General features: G+C 39.7%; 13 protein-coding genes. 8 read left to right on the top strand and 5 right to left on the bottom strand.

Annotation, left to right across the window (positions count from 1 at the left end; all coding sequences use genetic code 11):
• The first annotated feature begins 21 nt into the window (after positions 1-21).
• Together aroE and PARC_RS12590 are read left to right on the top strand one after the other, a co-directional pair.
• Positions 22-846 carry a shikimate dehydrogenase gene (gene aroE, locus PARC_RS12595; protein ID WP_010555525.1) on the top strand — a complete coding sequence of 275 codons (825 nt, stop codon included), beginning with the start codon at positions 22-24 and terminating at the stop codon, positions 844-846.
• Positions 843-1097: a DUF1488 family protein gene (locus PARC_RS12590; RefSeq protein ID WP_004335144.1), complete on the top strand. Its 255-nt coding sequence runs from the start codon at positions 843-845 to the stop codon at positions 1095-1097. The genes aroE and PARC_RS12590 overlap by 4 nt, the downstream gene beginning before the upstream one ends.
• A gap of 52 nt (positions 1098-1149) precedes the next feature.
• Here the strand turns inward: PARC_RS12590 and PARC_RS12585 are convergent, their stop codons facing one another.
• Entirely contained in the window at positions 1150-1914 is a 765-nt protein-coding gene (locus PARC_RS12585) for an outer membrane protein assembly factor BamD (RefSeq protein ID WP_007581382.1), read from the bottom strand.
• Between the two features lie 141 nt (positions 1915-2055).
• Here PARC_RS12585 and rluD point away from each other — a divergent pair, with 141 nt between their 5' ends.
• The 3 genes from rluD to clpB all read left to right on the top strand — a co-directional run bounded on the left by rluD (position 2056) and on the right by clpB (position 6437).
• Positions 2056-3033: a 23S rRNA pseudouridine(1911/1915/1917) synthase RluD gene (gene rluD, locus PARC_RS12580; RefSeq protein WP_007581384.1), complete on the top strand. Its 978-nt coding sequence runs from the start codon at positions 2056-2058 to the stop codon at positions 3031-3033.
• Positions 3033-3764 (top strand): peptidoglycan editing factor PgeF, encoded by a 732-nt coding sequence (gene pgeF, locus PARC_RS12575; RefSeq protein ID WP_010555521.1) that lies wholly within the window; start codon positions 3033-3035, stop codon positions 3762-3764. Before rluD ends, pgeF begins: the two co-directional genes overlap by 1 nt.
• Before the next feature lie 96 nt (positions 3765-3860).
• Positions 3861-6437 (top strand): ATP-dependent chaperone ClpB, encoded by a 2577-nt coding sequence (gene clpB / locus PARC_RS12570; protein ID WP_010555522.1) that lies wholly within the window; start codon positions 3861-3863, stop codon positions 6435-6437.
• Positions 6438-6483: 46 nt separating this feature from the next.
• On the opposite strand, the gene PARC_RS12565 is transcribed toward clpB, so the two are convergent.
• Together PARC_RS12565 and PARC_RS12560 are read right to left on the bottom strand one after the other, a co-directional pair.
• Positions 6484-7857 carry an IS4 family transposase gene (locus tag PARC_RS12565; protein WP_096058041.1) on the bottom strand — a complete coding sequence of 458 codons (1374 nt, stop codon included), beginning with the start codon at positions 7855-7857 and terminating at the stop codon, positions 6484-6486.
• Positions 7858-8016: 159 nt separating this feature from the next.
• A complete protein-coding gene (locus PARC_RS12560; protein WP_010554627.1) occupies positions 8017-9564 on the bottom strand; it encodes a methyl-accepting chemotaxis protein in 1548 nt (515 codons plus the stop codon).
• Positions 9565-10151: 587 nt separating this feature from the next.
• Here PARC_RS12560 and gshA point away from each other — a divergent pair.
• The 3 genes from gshA to PARC_RS12545 all read left to right on the top strand — a co-directional run bounded on the left by gshA (position 10152) and on the right by PARC_RS12545 (position 13941).
• Positions 10152-11729, top strand: coding sequence for a glutamate--cysteine ligase (gshA, locus tag PARC_RS12555; protein WP_010554628.1), 1578 nt, complete (start codon positions 10152-10154; stop codon positions 11727-11729).
• Positions 11730-11874: 145 nt separating this feature from the next.
• Positions 11875-12486 (top strand): transglycosylase SLT domain-containing protein, encoded by a 612-nt coding sequence (locus PARC_RS12550; RefSeq protein WP_010554629.1) that lies wholly within the window; start codon positions 11875-11877, stop codon positions 12484-12486.
• Positions 12487-12612: 126 nt separating this feature from the next.
• Positions 12613-13941, top strand: a complete 1329-nt coding sequence (locus PARC_RS12545) for an IS4 family transposase (RefSeq protein ID WP_010554630.1) — start codon at positions 12613-12615, stop codon at positions 13939-13941.
• 31 nt (positions 13942-13972) lie between these two features.
• Here the strand turns inward: PARC_RS12545 and PARC_RS12540 are convergent, their stop codons facing one another.
• Both PARC_RS12540 and PARC_RS12535 read right to left on the bottom strand, forming a co-directional pair.
• Entirely contained in the window at positions 13973-15241 is a 1269-nt protein-coding gene (locus PARC_RS12540) for an HlyC/CorC family transporter (protein WP_007581396.1), read from the bottom strand.
• A gap of 61 nt (positions 15242-15302) precedes the next feature.
• Positions 15303-16109 carry a cytochrome C assembly family protein gene (locus tag PARC_RS12535; RefSeq protein ID WP_007581398.1) on the bottom strand — a complete coding sequence of 269 codons (807 nt, stop codon included), beginning with the start codon at positions 16107-16109 and terminating at the stop codon, positions 15303-15305.
• Positions 16110-16190: the final 81 nt, after the last annotated feature.

Here is a 16190-nt window from a genome sequence, read left to right as displayed (position 1 = left end):
CTGCAAAGAGGTTGCTTTAAAATGGACAAATATGCGGTTTTTGGAAATCCAATTAAACATTCAAAATCCCCCGCGATACATAAACAATTTGCTGTATCACTGGGTGAGCAAATCGACTATCGCGCAATATTAGCACCTATCGATAACTTTGAAAAAACAGTATTGTCTTTTTTTGAGCAAGGTGGTGTGGGTGCTAACGTTACAATGCCATTTAAAGAGCAAGCCTATGCAATGGCCGATGAGCTTACGCCATTAGCTAAAATTGTAGGGGCTGTTAATACATTAAAAAAACGAGATGATGGCACATTACTCGGTGATAACACCGATGGTGTAGGCTTTGTAAATGATTTACTCGCTAATGAAGTAGCCATAACTAATAAACGCATTTTAATCATAGGTGCGGGCGGTGCTGCTCGAGGGGTTATTTTACCTTTGTTAGAGCATAACCCTCAGGAAATAATAATAGTTAATCGCACAGCACAAAAAGCCAAAGAACTCGCAGAGCTGTTTACTCAATATGGACCAGTATCTGGCTTTGGCTTTGATGATTTACCAGTAAGCGATTACTCACTAATTATAAACTCTACATCTAGCAGTATGAATAATGAGCTTCCAGCTCTTGATGAAAAACACATAACTAACTGTGAAGTCGCTTATGACATGTTTTATTCACTGCAAAATACCATTTTTATGAATTGGGTTGCACAGCATAATATTAACGCTAAGCTTTTAGATGGCAGTGGCATGTTAGTTGGCCAAGCTGCTCAAGCATATTATGTATGGCGTAATAAAATGCCAAAAATACTTCCCGTAGTTGATGCGCTCAAACAAGGAACGCTTAAATGAATCAGGCAATACAATTTATAGATAGGCTAGAGTTTAGAGAGCCCGATCATCAGTTAGTATTTTTTGCACAAGTTAGTGGCATGCTGGTGGAGTGTGTAATAGAAGTAAATACACTTAAATTAACAGACGAAAGCCATGCAACAGAGTATTTTGAAAAGTATCGTTTTGATTACGAAGAACGTGCCGAGGAGCTTATCGAAGAAGAGAGCTATAACTCGGCAGGCCAAATTGAAGTAAGCTTATTAACTTAAATTAGCTATTTCAGCTAAGTACTCATCTTTAAGTGACTAAGCGCCTTTTTGTTTATTTAGTTCTTTTATTTAGTCTTCGTGTTTGCTTTGCGTGCTCACTAAGCTCAGTTAAACCTAATTGGTCGTAACTTTTTTCCATCATTTCAAGCGCGGGATCTAAGTAACTGCTTTGTGAGTAGTGCTCAACAACAAACTTACCTCTATTAGCAGCAGCTAAATAAGCTTCACGCTCATAATAGTAAGTGGCTACTTTTAATTCATAACGTGCCATACGATTTAAAAGCCATACTAAACGACGCTTAGCTTCAGGCGCGTAATCACTTTTCGGAAAGCGTTTTACTAGTGTCGATAAATCGGTAAATGCAACACGTGTACGGTTTGCATCTCTATCAGCTCTATCTACACCAAAGTACTCTTGGAACGCATTTTTATCTGCTTTAATGTTTACTAAACCACGCATGTAATACATGTAATCTAGGTCTTTATGGTTTGGATTTAAGCGAATAAAGCGGTCAATGGTTGCAAGTGCTTGTTCAGTATTACCTGATTGGTAATGTGCATACACTAAGTCCATTTGTACTTGTTTAGAGAATGGGCCAAACGGGTAGCGAGAATCTATCGCACTCAAAAGTTCAATTGCGCGAGCATATAAACCAGAATCTAGTGTTTCTTTTGCATCTTCATATAAAGCGTGTGCAGACTTATTCGGTACACGTTGAATGTCTTCTTGGTCTGGAGCAGACGAACAAGCGCCTAAACTAAGTACAGAAACTGAAAAAACAATGGCAAATGCACGTTTCCCTATTTTATTTATCATTTTATTTGTTACCTTCGATGTCTTCGGCTAGGCCAAGTCGGTAAAACCGAGTAAACTATGCGTATTATATTATGCTTTTATTAAAAGCGATTCTAACCCAGTCGAGCAAAGCTTGCACTGGTAAATTGGGTAAAGTTACTAATGTCAGAGCAAATTTCTCTTCAAGCCGACGTTCCAACCGAATTAGGTGGTAAACGTCTAGACCAAGTATTAGCACAATTGTTCCCTGATTATTCACGTTCTCGTATAAAAACGTGGATATTGGATGATAAAATCACCGTAGACGGTGAAATTTTCAACACTCCACGCGAAAAGCTACTAGGTGGTGAAGTTGTAAGTGTTGAAACAACAATTGAAGCACCACGCGAATACGAAGCACAAGATATCAAATTAAACATTGTTTATGAAGACGATGATATTTTGGTAATTAATAAACCAATGGGCCTAGTGGTTCACCCTGGTGCGGGTAATCCTAATGGAACAGTGCTAAACGCATTACTACATTACTACCCTGAAATAATTAACGTACCACGCGCGGGTATTGTGCATCGTTTAGATAAAGACACGACCGGTTTAATGGTTGTAGCTAAAACGATTCCAGCACAAACGCATTTAGTAACAGCGCTACAAAAGCGTGAAAACTTCACGCGTGAATATGAAGCACTGTGTAATGGTACTATGACCGCAGGTGGTATGGTTGAAAAAGCAATTGGCCGCCATCCGACTCAGCGTACGCATATGGCCGTACATGAACTGGGTAAACCGGCAATTACACATTACCGTGTTGCTGAAAAATTCCGTGCTCATACCCGTTTACGTCTGCGCTTAGAAACAGGTCGTACTCACCAGATTCGTGTGCATATGGCACATTTAAATCACCCGCTAATTGGCGATCAATCTTATGGCGGCCGTCCGCGTCCACCTAAAGGTGCAACACCTGAGTTATTTGAGTTACTTCGTAGCTTTAGACGCCAAGCACTACATGCTGTAAAATTGAGTATTGCGCATCCAATCACGGGTGAAATGATGACATGGCAAGCACCTATCCCAGACGATATGGTTGCTATGACACTCGCATTACGTGAAGATACCAAAGCTAATCCTGATATCGATAGATAATGAACTTATTGTCAGCGACATGGCAAAACCTTCATAAAGTAGGAACATTAAGTACTACTTGTGGAGGTGGTGTTTCAAAAATCCCATTTAAAAGTTTTAATTTGGGATTCCATGTTGGTGATAATCAAAATCATGTATCAAAAAACCGCTCATTATTAACAAATCTCCTACCTAAACCTGCCGTGTGGCTAAATCAAATTCATAGCTCTAATGTTGTTATTGTTGATGAATATTTTGATTTTGATGAGTTACACGATGCTGATGCGCTTTATACTCAGTTATTAAATCAGCCTTTGGCTATAATGACCGCCGATTGCTTACCTATTTTATTAGTCAGTGATGATGAAAAGGAAGTTGCAGCTATACATGGCGGCTGGCGAGGGCTTGAGCAGGGAATTATTAAAAATACTTTGGAATGTTTTAGCTCAAAGTGTGAAAATATAAATGCGTGGCTAGGGCCTGCAATTGGGCCAACTCGATTTGAGGTTGGGGCTGAAGTGTTTGAGTTATTTCAAAAAAGGTCCCCTTTATTTATTCACGCATTTACACCACAAGCTAATGGTAAATATCTTGCTGATATCTATGGTATTGCGCGTACTTTACTTACCCAGCAAGGCGTTAAAAATATTACGGGTGGCGACTACTGCACAGTCTCTCAAAGTGACTTATTTTTTTCTTATCGACGAGATGGACAAACTGGACGTATGGCTAGTTTGATCTGGCGCAAGTAATTCACATCTTTAATCATTATATTTCCCCCTACACCTTGAACAAACACCTAAACATACCCATTAATTAAGCAATTAGATTATTTAATAGGTAACACCATGCGTTTAGATAGATTTACAAGTAAATTTCAATCTGCGCTTTCTGATGCGCAATCGCTAGCCCTTGGTCGCGATCATCAATTTATTGAACCCGTACATTTAATGTATTCATTGCTAAAGCAAAGTGGCTCTAGTGTACGTGCATTATTTGCACAAACGGGTGTCAGCGCTGACGAACTCAACACCAAGCTTTCTCAAGAAATAGAAAAACTATTTAAAGTAGAGGGCGTAGGTGGCGACGTGCAGCTATCAAACAATATGGCTTCACTTATTAACCTATGCGACAAATACGCGCAAAAACGCAAAGATAAATACATTTCAAGTGAGTTATTTGTACTGGCTGCATGCGATGATAAAGGACCGCTTGGCGATATATTTAGGTCGTTAAATATTACCTCTACTAAAATTGAAGCTGCGATCAAAGCGATTCGTGGTGGTCAAAAGATTGACGATCCAAATGCGGAAGAAACACGCCAAGCACTTGAAAAATATACCATCGATTTAACGGAGCGAGCAGAGCAGGGCAAACTTGATCCTGTTATTGGTCGCGATGACGAAATTCGTCGAACGATTCAGGTACTACAACGCCGTACTAAAAATAACCCTGTATTAATCGGTGAACCAGGTGTTGGTAAAACGGCGATTGCGGAGGGGTTAGCACAGCGTATTATTAATGGTGAAGTACCTGAAGGATTAAAAAACAAACGTGTTTTATCGCTTGATTTGGGAGCACTAGTTGCGGGAGCTAAATACCGTGGCGAATTTGAAGAACGTTTAAAATCAGTATTAAACGAATTGGCTAAAGAAGAAGGCCAGGTCATTTTATTTATTGATGAAATACATACTATTGTAGGTGCAGGAAAAAGTGACGGCGCCATGGATGCAGGCAATATGTTAAAGCCAGCATTAGCACGCGGTGAATTACACTGTGTTGGCGCAACCACGCTTGATGAATACCGTAAATATATAGAAAAAGACGCAGCTCTTGAGCGTCGATTCCAAAAGGTACTTATTGAAGAGCCATCTGTTGAAGATACCATTGCAATATTACGTGGCTTAAAAGAGCGATATGAGTTACATCATTCAGTAGAAATTACTGATCCCGCGATTGTTGCTGCGGCGCAGTTATCTCATCGTTACATTAGTGACCGTCAGTTACCCGATAAAGCGATTGATTTAATAGATGAAGCGGGTTCTTCAATTCGATTACAAATTGATTCCAAACCAGAATCGTTAGACAAGCTTGAACGCCGTATCATCCAGCTAAAGTTAGAAGATAATGCGCTAGCGAAAGAAAAAGACGAAGCAAGTCAAAAACGCCGAGCTGAAATGCAAGAGTTGATCACCGACCTTGATGGGCAATATCGTGAGCTAGACGAGATATGGAATGCTGAAAAAGCATCACTTCAAGGCACGCAAGTAATTAAAGCCGAGCTTGAACAAGCAAGATTAGATTTAGATGTAGCGCGAAGAGCAAGTGATTTACAGCGTATGTCAGAGCTGCAATATGGGCGAATTCCAGAACTTGAACGAAAACTTGATTTAGCCTCACAAGCCGAAATGCAAGAAATGACTCTGCTTAAAAACCAAGTAGGTGAGGATGAAATTGCTGAAATACTGTCTCGCTGGACAGGAATTCCTGTTGCAAGAATGCTACAAGGTGAGCGTGAAAAGCTGCTGCAAATGGAAGATAAGTTACACAGTAAAGTAATAGGGCAAGATGAAGCGGTTGTTGCTGTTTCTAACGCAATACGACGCTCACGTGCCGGGCTTGCAGACCCTAATCGCCCTATTGGTTCTTTCTTATTTTTAGGCCCAACAGGTGTGGGTAAAACAGAGCTGACAAAAGCACTGGCTGGTTTTATGTTTGATACCGAAGATGCCATGGTGCGTATCGACATGTCTGAGTTTATGGAAAAACATTCAGTTGCACGTCTAGTAGGGGCTCCTCCAGGTTACGTGGGTTACGAAGAGGGCGGTTATTTAACCGAGGCAGTACGTCGTAAACCTTACTCTGTTATATTGCTTGATGAAGTAGAAAAAGCACATCCGGATGTGTTTAATATTTTACTGCAAGTATTAGATGACGGCCGATTAACTGATGGGCAGGGTAGAACTGTTGATTTTAAAAATACCGTTATTATCATGACCTCAAATTTAGGCTCAGATATTATCCAAGAGCAAGCGGGTAATAATGACTATACGACCCTTAAAGCTAAAGTAATGGAAGTATTAATTAATGAGTTTAGGCCTGAATTTATTAACCGTATCGACGAGACTGTCGTGTTCCACCCATTAGCTAACGAGCATATAAAAGAAATAGCTGATATTCAGTTAATGAAATTACGTGAGCGCTTAACAGAAATGGGGTATTTGCTTGAAATAAGTGATGCTGCTCTTGAGCGAATTGCAGAAAGTGGGTTTGATCCTGTGTACGGTGCACGTCCGCTTAAGCGTGCTATTCAACAAACGATTGAAAACCCGCTGGCACAAAAGTTACTCAATGGAGACTACTTACCAGGTTGCGTGATTGTTATTGATGCAAATGACGACGCTCTGGTATTTTCTAAGCGTTAATTGTAAATAATTAAACTCAAAAGCCGCTAAAATAGCTGTCTCTTGATCACAAGTCTGACTCAAGAGATTTTGCTAAATCGTAGCCTTCCAGGATGGCTTGTAACTTAAGCCATCCTTGCCATAACACTTTCACAGATGCACGCCCTGTGCGCTTGGTATCTTTCCAGCCTCCTAACTTTGCCAGTTCCTGATACGCCCATGACATATTTGGAGCAGTTTCAGGCAATGGTGTTTTTATTCTCTTTAACCACAATAACTTCCATGCTTTGGGAGATAACAGTTGTTCACAACTTGGAGAATCAGGCTGCTCATTGGTGAACTTTAGTTGCAATATTCGCGTCGCAATAAAGCCATTAATCGTCACCAATCTTTCCATGTTATCTTGGCTTTGAAGGCGTAAACTTTCGATATCCGTACCATCACTTTTCCAGACTTTATGGTATTCCTCTACAAGCCAACGGTGCTCATAGTAGGTGATGATAGCTAAAGCGTCTTCTTTGCTGGTGACTGGTTCACTGGTTAATAGGTGCCAGCTTAAGCCGTTCTCAGCGTTTCCTCGCTCTGCACAGCCGACATAGTAAACTGGGAGGGAGTGTCCTTTCTTATTGTAAGGCGCTTTGAGTGTCACTGGCGCATAGGTGATATCCAGTGTTGCGCTTCGGGCTTTTCTTCCTCCTTTTTGTGCAATGTGGATGTGTTTGGTGCCTGCACTCATCAGCTCGCTTGCAAACGCATAGAGCTTATCCTCACCTTCTTCAATATGACGACTTTGCATCGAGCGTACGACGAATCGTTGCTGCTCGCTCAGTTTATACTGCAAGTATTCGTAGATGTCCGCTTCGCGGTCACACACCGATATCACGTTCGCCATTTGTCCTTGCAGCCGCTCTGCCATCGCTCGTGACGCTGACTCCCACTTGTAACTTTCTTTTTCTTCGTAAGAAGTCGTCGCGTGTTTTTCTCTTTTTCCAATCGTGTTGATATCACGACTCCAGCGAGACTGTTCAATTAATCCCACAACTTGCTTTGTGTCTGGCGCAAACAGTAATACGCTATGAGCTAACAAGCCTCGTTGTTTTGCTCCTCGTCCGACATGACCCAAATCATCTCGAATGGAGGAATGTTTATAAATTAGTGTGGTCGTGTCTTCTAATGCGAGTAATAAGTTATGACTTTTTGCTTGTTCAACCGTGGCTTTAAAGCCTGACTCTGCTATAGCCGTTGCGTCAATATTCTCGTTGCGAATAAAGCGGTAGGCACCTTCCATATCGGCGGGGGATTGAGTGATGTTCACAAGTGGTTTTCCTGGTTCATTTGCAAGCGTTGATGCTAACTTTACCAGACGCGCTGTTCTTCTTGGATCACCTAAGTCCGATTTACCGAATTGTTGTTTTGCCCAATGAGTATGTTCGTTAATCATAATGTGCCCTCAAACAAGATTTGAAGATCTGATCATGACATTGAGATTTAGTTCAAAAAAATCCCCGCTAATTTCTTAGCAGGGATTTGTGTATAAGAGACAGCTAATTAGCGCCTTTTTGCATTGTGGCTAAATACAATAGCGGCTTTTTTATGTTTGTTAAACTTTAAAAGTTAGTAATAAATCGTTCACCCTACGTGAATCTTCAACAAGTTCAGCTGCTCCTTTTGCCACATTAAAGCTTAAGCTTAAGTTGTTATCTCCAAAGTCTTTAATTTGCGAAACATTATTACTAATATCATTACTAACCATTTGTTGCTCTTCTGCAGCAGATGATATTTGTATTGCTAAATGAGATATTTCACTGATTTGGATAAAAATCCCCTCTAATTCAACTTGAGTTTTATCGGTTGTCAGCACACAATTATCGGCTTGTGCTTTAGTGCTTTGCATTACTTTAGACCAGCTAAATAAAGTATCTTGTATTTCTTTAATAGAACTGTGGATTTGTGTTGTAGCATTTTGAGTACGTGACGAAAGGGTCCTTACCTCATCGGCTACTACTGCAAAGCCTCGACCATGCTCTCCCGCTCTAGCTGCTTCAATCGCTGCATTAAGGGCAAGTAAGTTAGTTTGATCGGCAATTCCTTCTATTTCACTCATTACTTTACCAATCTTATCTGCTTCAGAGGCTAAGCTGGTGGCTGTGGTTGCAGCCTTTTCTACTTGAAAAGCTAAATCAGATACCATTTTACTATTATCTGCAATATGGTCTTTTATTTCAGAGCAACTTTGATGGGTGTTATTCACTTTATCAGCTGTTTGAGCGGTATTTACTGATATTTCACCAATGGTAGAACTCATTTGAGTCATCGCTAATGCAATTTGTTCTAAACGCTCACCTTGCGAAGCAATACCTTTTTCAGTAAGCGTAGATTGTTTATCTAGATCAGTCGCGATGCCATTAAAGCTTAATGTAGAGTCTTTCATACGGCCAAGAACCGTGCGCAATTTTGCGCTTAGCATTTGCTCTCTATAATCACTTACGCTATGCGGTGTGTGGCCGCTGTAAATATAGCGAGAGATTGAATCGGCTTTTGCTTTTTGTTCGCGTAATATTTTAGGGGTAACAATCAGTTCGTCATAATTTAGTCCAATAACCAAAACGCAAATAAGTAGGCTAATTGCAGCTATAGTGATTGAGCCCGTAACAGCAATAAAAATCAGCCAAAGTAATAGGCATACAAAAGTAATACTTTGTCTTATCCCAGTGTGCTCCCGCAGATTAAATGATGACTTGTTGGTATTTATTTTGTCGTAAAGGTTTTGTGCGCGTTGTTTAAGCTGTGAGCTCGCTTTGGTTCTTACTGATTGATAACCAACAAGTCGGCTATGCTCAAAAATAGGGGTTACAAAGGCATCTACCCAATAATAACGGCCATCTTTACAGCGGTTTTTAACCATGCCGCGCCACGAGTGCTCTTGTTTTAATGTTGCCCACATTTCTTTAAAGGCCGCTTTTGGCATATCAGGGTGACGAACAATATTATGATGCTGACCGATAAGCTCTTGTGCGCTATAACCTGCTACAGAGCAAAACTCTTGATTGACGTATGTTATTACACCCTTGAGGTCGGTAGTAGAAACAAGCTCTTGTGACTCATCAAAGTATACTTCTTCATTTTTTAAGCTTTTATCATTGTGCATTATGTTTATTATCATCCTTTATTGTTGCTGTCATTATATTGGTTACACACTACAAAGCAAAAAATAGCGTCTTTCCTTTTATGCTCATAAGGCAAATAATTGTTTTTATTGATCTAGATCAAATTTAAATATCGAGTAGCTAAATTGAACTCATTTTAAATAAGTTCCGGTCTATTATTTTAGGCTTATATTTTGCGTATTTAATTTATACTTAAATACGCATTTAAAGCATTTGTATAATGCCCAGAGCAATGGCAATATTACGACTTAATATAATGATGTTGGTCATATTGAGCGCATGTATAGAGTGGGTAAATAATTATTAACTTAGAAAAATTATATTGTTCTAGCAATTTATACCAGTTGCATTAAATAAGTGATCAATTATAGCGCTAAGAAAATAGCACAATAACAAGGCGAAAATTATGACATATAGTTGTTCTATATGAATAATTTTTAACGCAGTGAGTGCGCTATTTAATGCGATAGAATGATCATATTTTCAATAAAATTGGTATTAATCTTGAGTCTAAGTAATTAGCCCCCATAACCTTATGATTAAGCCACGTGGCCCGAGGAAAGATTTTTTGACAACACATGATTTAGCTAACGCACTTGAAGCGTTATCAGTAAATGAGCACCAACATGCAGTTAAAGGCATTAAACGTGGCATAGAGCGAGAGTCGCTAAGAATACAAGATAATGGTGCAATATCACCTCAAGGTCACCCAAAAGGTGTGGGCAGTGCGTTAACTAACGGCCATATCACAACTGATTTTTCTGAGTCTTTACTTGAATTTATTACTCCAGTTAGTGAATCGTCAACGCAAACGCTTAAGCAATTAAAAGACCTTCAAAAGTTCACTCTAGAAAAAATGGGCGATGAACTACTTTGGCCCATTAGCATGCCGTGTTTTATTGAGCACCAAGACGATATAGTGTTAGCTCAATTTGGTAGTTCAAATACTGGTCAAATGAAAACACTATACCGTGAAGGATTAAAAAATCGCTACGGTAGTATGATGCAAGCAATTGCAGGTGTTCACTTTAATATTTCATTCCCAGATACGCTTTGGCAGTCACTTCATTCTTTACAAAAAAGCAATGCAAGCCTTCAAGATTTTATTTCAGAAGGCTACTTATCGCTTATTCGTAACTTTAAACGCGAACTATGGCTAATAAGTTACATGTTTGGCGCATCGCCAGCATTGTGTAACTCATTTTTGCAAGGTCGAAAAACTGACTTACCATTTAAAAAACTAGGTAAAGGCACGCTTTACTTAGAAGTTGGTACAGCTCTGCGTTTAGGTAATTTAGGTTATACAAATAGCGCTCAGTCGTCACTACGCGTAATGTATAACTCGTTAGATGAATATGTAGCGGGCCTTAAAAAAGCAATCAACACACCATCAGAAATTTATGGTGATCTTGATGACTACAAGAGTGAAAACCCTAAGCAGTTAAATAAAAATATTCTGCAGATTGAAAACGAATTTTACTCGCCAATTCGTCCTAAGCGCAATGCGAAAAGTGGCGAAACGCCAACGGATGCATTGCTTCGAGCAGGCATTGAATACGTAGAAATTCGCGCATTAGACGTTAACCCGTTTAGCGAAGTTGGTATTGATATTGAGCAAATTCACTTTTTAGATGTGTTTTTAACGTATTGTTTATTAAAAGATTCAGCTCCAATGGATTGGAAAGAACAAGCACGTAGTACTGAAAATCTCGACACAGTAGTAAACCAAGGTCGAGAAGAAGGGCTAATGCTTAACTTTAATAACACACAGCGTAGCCTTCAGTCGTGGGGCGATGAAATATTTACCCAGCTTACAGATGTCGCTAAATGGATGGATAATGCTTATGGTGTTAACTATTACTCAGATACTATAAAGCGCATGGCAACGTGGATACATAATCCAGAGCTTACTTACTCTGGACGTTACGTGTCACAATTAAAAGAGTCTGGTTTAGACAACGGTCACTTTGCACTAGCATTGGCTAGTAAATATAAGCAAAGTCACGCAGATACTGACTACAGCGAGTTTTTAAAGCCTTGGCTGGAACAACAAGTTGTAGAGTCTAACGAAGCACAAGCTGCAATTGAGCAAGCAGATACCCAGTCATTTACCGCGTTTTTAGATGCGTATTTTGACGGTAAATAACCTTGGTATTTAGCAAAATTTAAGCAAAAAAAACGCAGCCTAAGTTGGCTGCGTAAATATATTCAGGGATGAATTAATGCTGTACTGCTGCATTCATTGAGTCAGACCCACACTTTATAAAAAAGTTCTGTGAGATCTTAGAAAAATGAAAAAAAATGCAATTATCCTATCTCTCGCCATTACTTTAGCCGGTTGTGCTACAGCACCTCCAAAGCAACCTAACGATTTATGTAAAATCTTTGAAGAAAAGCCAGATTGGTATTTCGACGCAAAAGATGCACAAGAAAAATGGGGTTCTCCCAAGCATGTACTCATGAGTATGATGTACCAAGAAAGCTCATTTAAGCATGATGCCGCTCCGCCTATGGAGTACTTCTTATGGATAATTCCTACTGGTCGCGCAAGTGATGCCTATGGTTACTCGCAAGCTAAAACACCAACATGGTCTGATTATATTCGTGAAACAGGCAACAACGGTGCTGATAGAGATGACTTTGACGATGCAATCGACTTTATGGCGTGGTTTGTTTATAAAACGCATAAAGTAAATAAAATCTCTAAATGGGATGCTTACGCACAATACCTTAATTATCATGAAGGTTGGGGTGGGTATAAGCGTGGCACGTACAAAAAGAAAAAGTGGCTAATGGGTGTTGCGAACAAAGTTAAGCACAGAGCTAGCCGTTATGGTGCGCAATTAAAACACTGCGAAGAAGAGCTTGATAAAGGTTGGTTTGAACGTCTTATATTTGGCTAGATAGTTATTAATGGATATAAAAAAGGAGCCAATTGGCTAATGCCGATCAGTTAAGAAAATGACCGGTTGACCGATCCAAACGATCATGCAAAATCCGTAGTTAGGAAACTAACTACGGATTTTTTTGTGAATATAGAACAAGCACTGCAAGCAACACTTGAAGAAAGCAGCCGATACCATACCTTTGAAAAATTATCAGAAATTCTTGACCCTGAAATCATTGAACAAGGCTTTCAACAAGCTGGGATTGCAACCGTTCGTAAGCGAAGGTTACCGCTTGAGGCCGTTTTGTGGTCAGTTATTGGCATGGCATTGTTTCGAAAAGAATCGGTTTGGAATATCGCTAATAAGCTAGATATCATGTTACCAGGCAAGAACCAACTCGTTGCTCCAAGTGCGATGGTACAGGCGAGACAAAGGTTAGGTGATGATTCCGTTAAACACGTTTTCAATAAATCTGCTCAATCAATGTATAAGCAACAGTCATTCGAAACATGGAATGGTTTGAACCTATTAGCTGTTGACGGTGTTGTGTGGCGAACAGCCGACACGCCTGATAATCGTAAAGCTTTCTCTTCTGGTAGCAACCAATACGGTGATACAGCCTTTCCTCAAATACGCATGGTCTGTCATATGGAATTGACCAGCCATCAACTGCTCAGTAGCGAGTTTGATAACTATAAAACCAACGAGATGAAATTAGCTGAGCGTTTAATTGAACGTACACCAGATAATTCACTGACTATGTTTGATAAAGGATATTATTCTTTAGGCCTGTTAAATCGTTGGCACCAAACTGGGAAGATGAGGCACTGGCTGATACCTGCAAGGCCCGACTTACAGTATGAAATCATCTCCAGCGCGGGTAAAAATGACCATATCATTGAATTGAAAACAACAAAGCATGCACAAAAAAACTTTCCCGATGTTCCTGAAACGATTAAAGCGAGATTAATCAGTAAAACAATAAAGGGCAAAAGCTACCGTATACTAACCTCGATGACGGATAGATTGCGTTATCCAGGTAATGAAATTGTTGAATTATATTGTCATCGTTGGGAGATAGAACTTGGGTTTAGAGAAATCAAACAAACCATGCTTGATAGCGCATACCATTTGAGAAGTAAACGTCCAGACATGGTGCGTCAGGAGCTATGGGGCGTGTTACTCGCCTATAATTTAATACGAAGAATAATGACGATGGCGGCGACAGTTACAGGGATATGGCCTAACCAGCTTAGTTTCTCTAGCAGTTCGATGGCTGTCATTCAGTATTTCTCGTCAGTATCTATAATGAGTCCAGGGAATATTCCAATACACTGGCAGCACTTACTCAATACACTGGTCTTATTTAAGCTTCCAGCTAGACGAGAGGATAGAAGATATCCCCGATGGGTTAAGCCAAAACCATCTAAGTATCCCCATAAAAAGAAAAATGCCAGTCAGCTTAACTGACTGGCATTAAGCCAATTGGCGCCTTTTTTATTTAGCGAGAACGCTTATTCGGCAGTATCTTCACTTGTTTTATCATATTTTCTTTTACTTCGAGTACTTCAATAGGATATCCCGCGATACGCAGACTAATATTTGCATCAGGAATATTCTCCAGGTATTCAACAATTAAACCACTCAAAGTTTTAGGTCCATCGAGCGGGAAATCCCAACCCATTTCTTTATTTAAATCGCGTACGTTAGCGCCGCCATCCACAATACATGAGCCATCAGTTTGTGTTTCTACTTCTTCGCTCGGCGTACGAGTTTGCGTAGTTGTAAAATCGCCAACAACTTCTTCTAAAATATCTTCTAGGGTCACTAGGCCTTGGATGTCGCCATACTCATCTACCACTAAGCCTATGCGTTCTTTAGATTGCTGAAACTTTAATAGCTGAGTATTTAGTGATGTTCCTTCAGGGATAAAGTAAATTTCACGTACAGCTCGTAGCAAAGATGGTTTATCAAATTGCTCTTTTGTAAGTAGACGAAGCGCATCACGTGAGTGAATAAAACCTACTGCATCATCTATATTATCGCGATACAACAACACACGAGTATGTTGTGCATGGGTAAGCTGGCGACTAATTAGCTTCCAATCGTCATTAATATCAATGGCCACAATTTCGTTTCGTGGGATCATAATATCTTCAACGGTTACTTGTTCTAAATCTAAAATTGAAGTCAGCATACTTTGATGACGAGCAGGAATAAGTGCGCCTGACTCATTGAGTACTGTTTTTAATTCTTCTTTACTCATGCTGTGTTCGTCGATTTGTGCGGCACTAATACCAAATAATCGCAATATTCCGTTGGTCATCCAGTTAATAACAACCACAAAAGGGAACATTATTTTAAGTAGCCCTTTTAAAATAATAGAGCTTGGAAAGGCAACTTTTTCAGGATAAAGAGCAGCAAGGGTTTTAGGGGTTACTTCAGCAAATATAAGCACGACTAAAGTTAACACACCTGTAGCTATTGCAATACCGAGGTCACCGTAAAGGCGAATACCTATAATGGTTGCAACTTGGGCTGCTGCAATATTAACAAGGTTATTACCGATTAAGATTAAACCGATGAGCCTATCTGGACGGCTAAGTAATTTACTGACTCGTTTAGCTGCACGATGATCCTCTTTAGCAAGGTGTCGCAGGCGTATACGATTGATTGACATAATTCCGGTTTCTGAACCAGAAAAATAAGCAGAAAAAAGCACCAAAAAACCTAAAATGATAAATAGGGTACTTGTCGATATGTCGTCCAACGATGGATCCTTTTCTTATAAATCAATGCGTATTAAGCTAGAGTGAGCAAGCAGAGTCAAGTTAAAACTTATTTAGTATCACTTCTTGTATGAAACGGCTGCCAAAATAAGCGAGTGTGAGGACAAATGCAGCGACCATGATTGTAATAACCACCGGTTTACCGCGCCAACCCTTTTTCATATGACCAATAGCAACAACGGCAAAAATAGCCCACGCAACTAACGATAATATTGTTTTATGAATGAACTCTTTAGCGAACATTCCATCAAGAAATACAAACCCTGAAAGTAATGCAAATGTGAGTAATATAGTGCCTAAATTAAGAAGTTGGTAAAGCTGGCGCTCCACAACCATTAAAGGCGGAAGATGGCTATGCACAATTGCTAAATCTTTACGTTTTAAACGTTTATCAATAAAGTAAAACTGTACACCATATAAAGTAGCGATAATTAAAATACAGTAGGCTAACAAAGATAAAGAGATGTGCGTTACTAAACCCACCTCAATATTAATACTTTGCAATAAAATATGATGAGGAATAAATAAACTGGCAATGGTTAGTAAGGCACCAAAACCATAAACAACGGGCAACAATAAAGTTGCAGGGAATTTTAGCGAGACAGTCGTCACCGAGACCACAATCACCCAGCACGTCAAAAGAGCGACGTTTACGATACTTAAATCTTGACCGTCGGCTCTAAAAACAGAGTTAACTAACAGCAGCATGTGCGCCACTATAGCAACCGTGCTTAAAATAACGGTTACTTTTTGGCTTGGGCCTTGTTGATGAAACAGGCGTGAAAGCACGTGAGACGTTGCTAACACATAAAATAAACTGGCAATAATAGTTAAACTAATAATCAGCATTGTGCTTGGGCCACTTAATTTGAGACAAAATAATCCTTGTTGTTATATAGCCATTGTATTTTATAGCAAAGCAAATGCATA

The organism is Pseudoalteromonas arctica A 37-1-2 (genome assembly GCF_000238395.3).
Classification (GTDB): Bacteria; Pseudomonadota; Gammaproteobacteria; order Enterobacterales; family Alteromonadaceae; genus Pseudoalteromonas; species Pseudoalteromonas arctica.
Note: the sequence above shows the minus strand (reverse complement) of the source record. Positions and strands in the feature narration are given on the sequence as shown.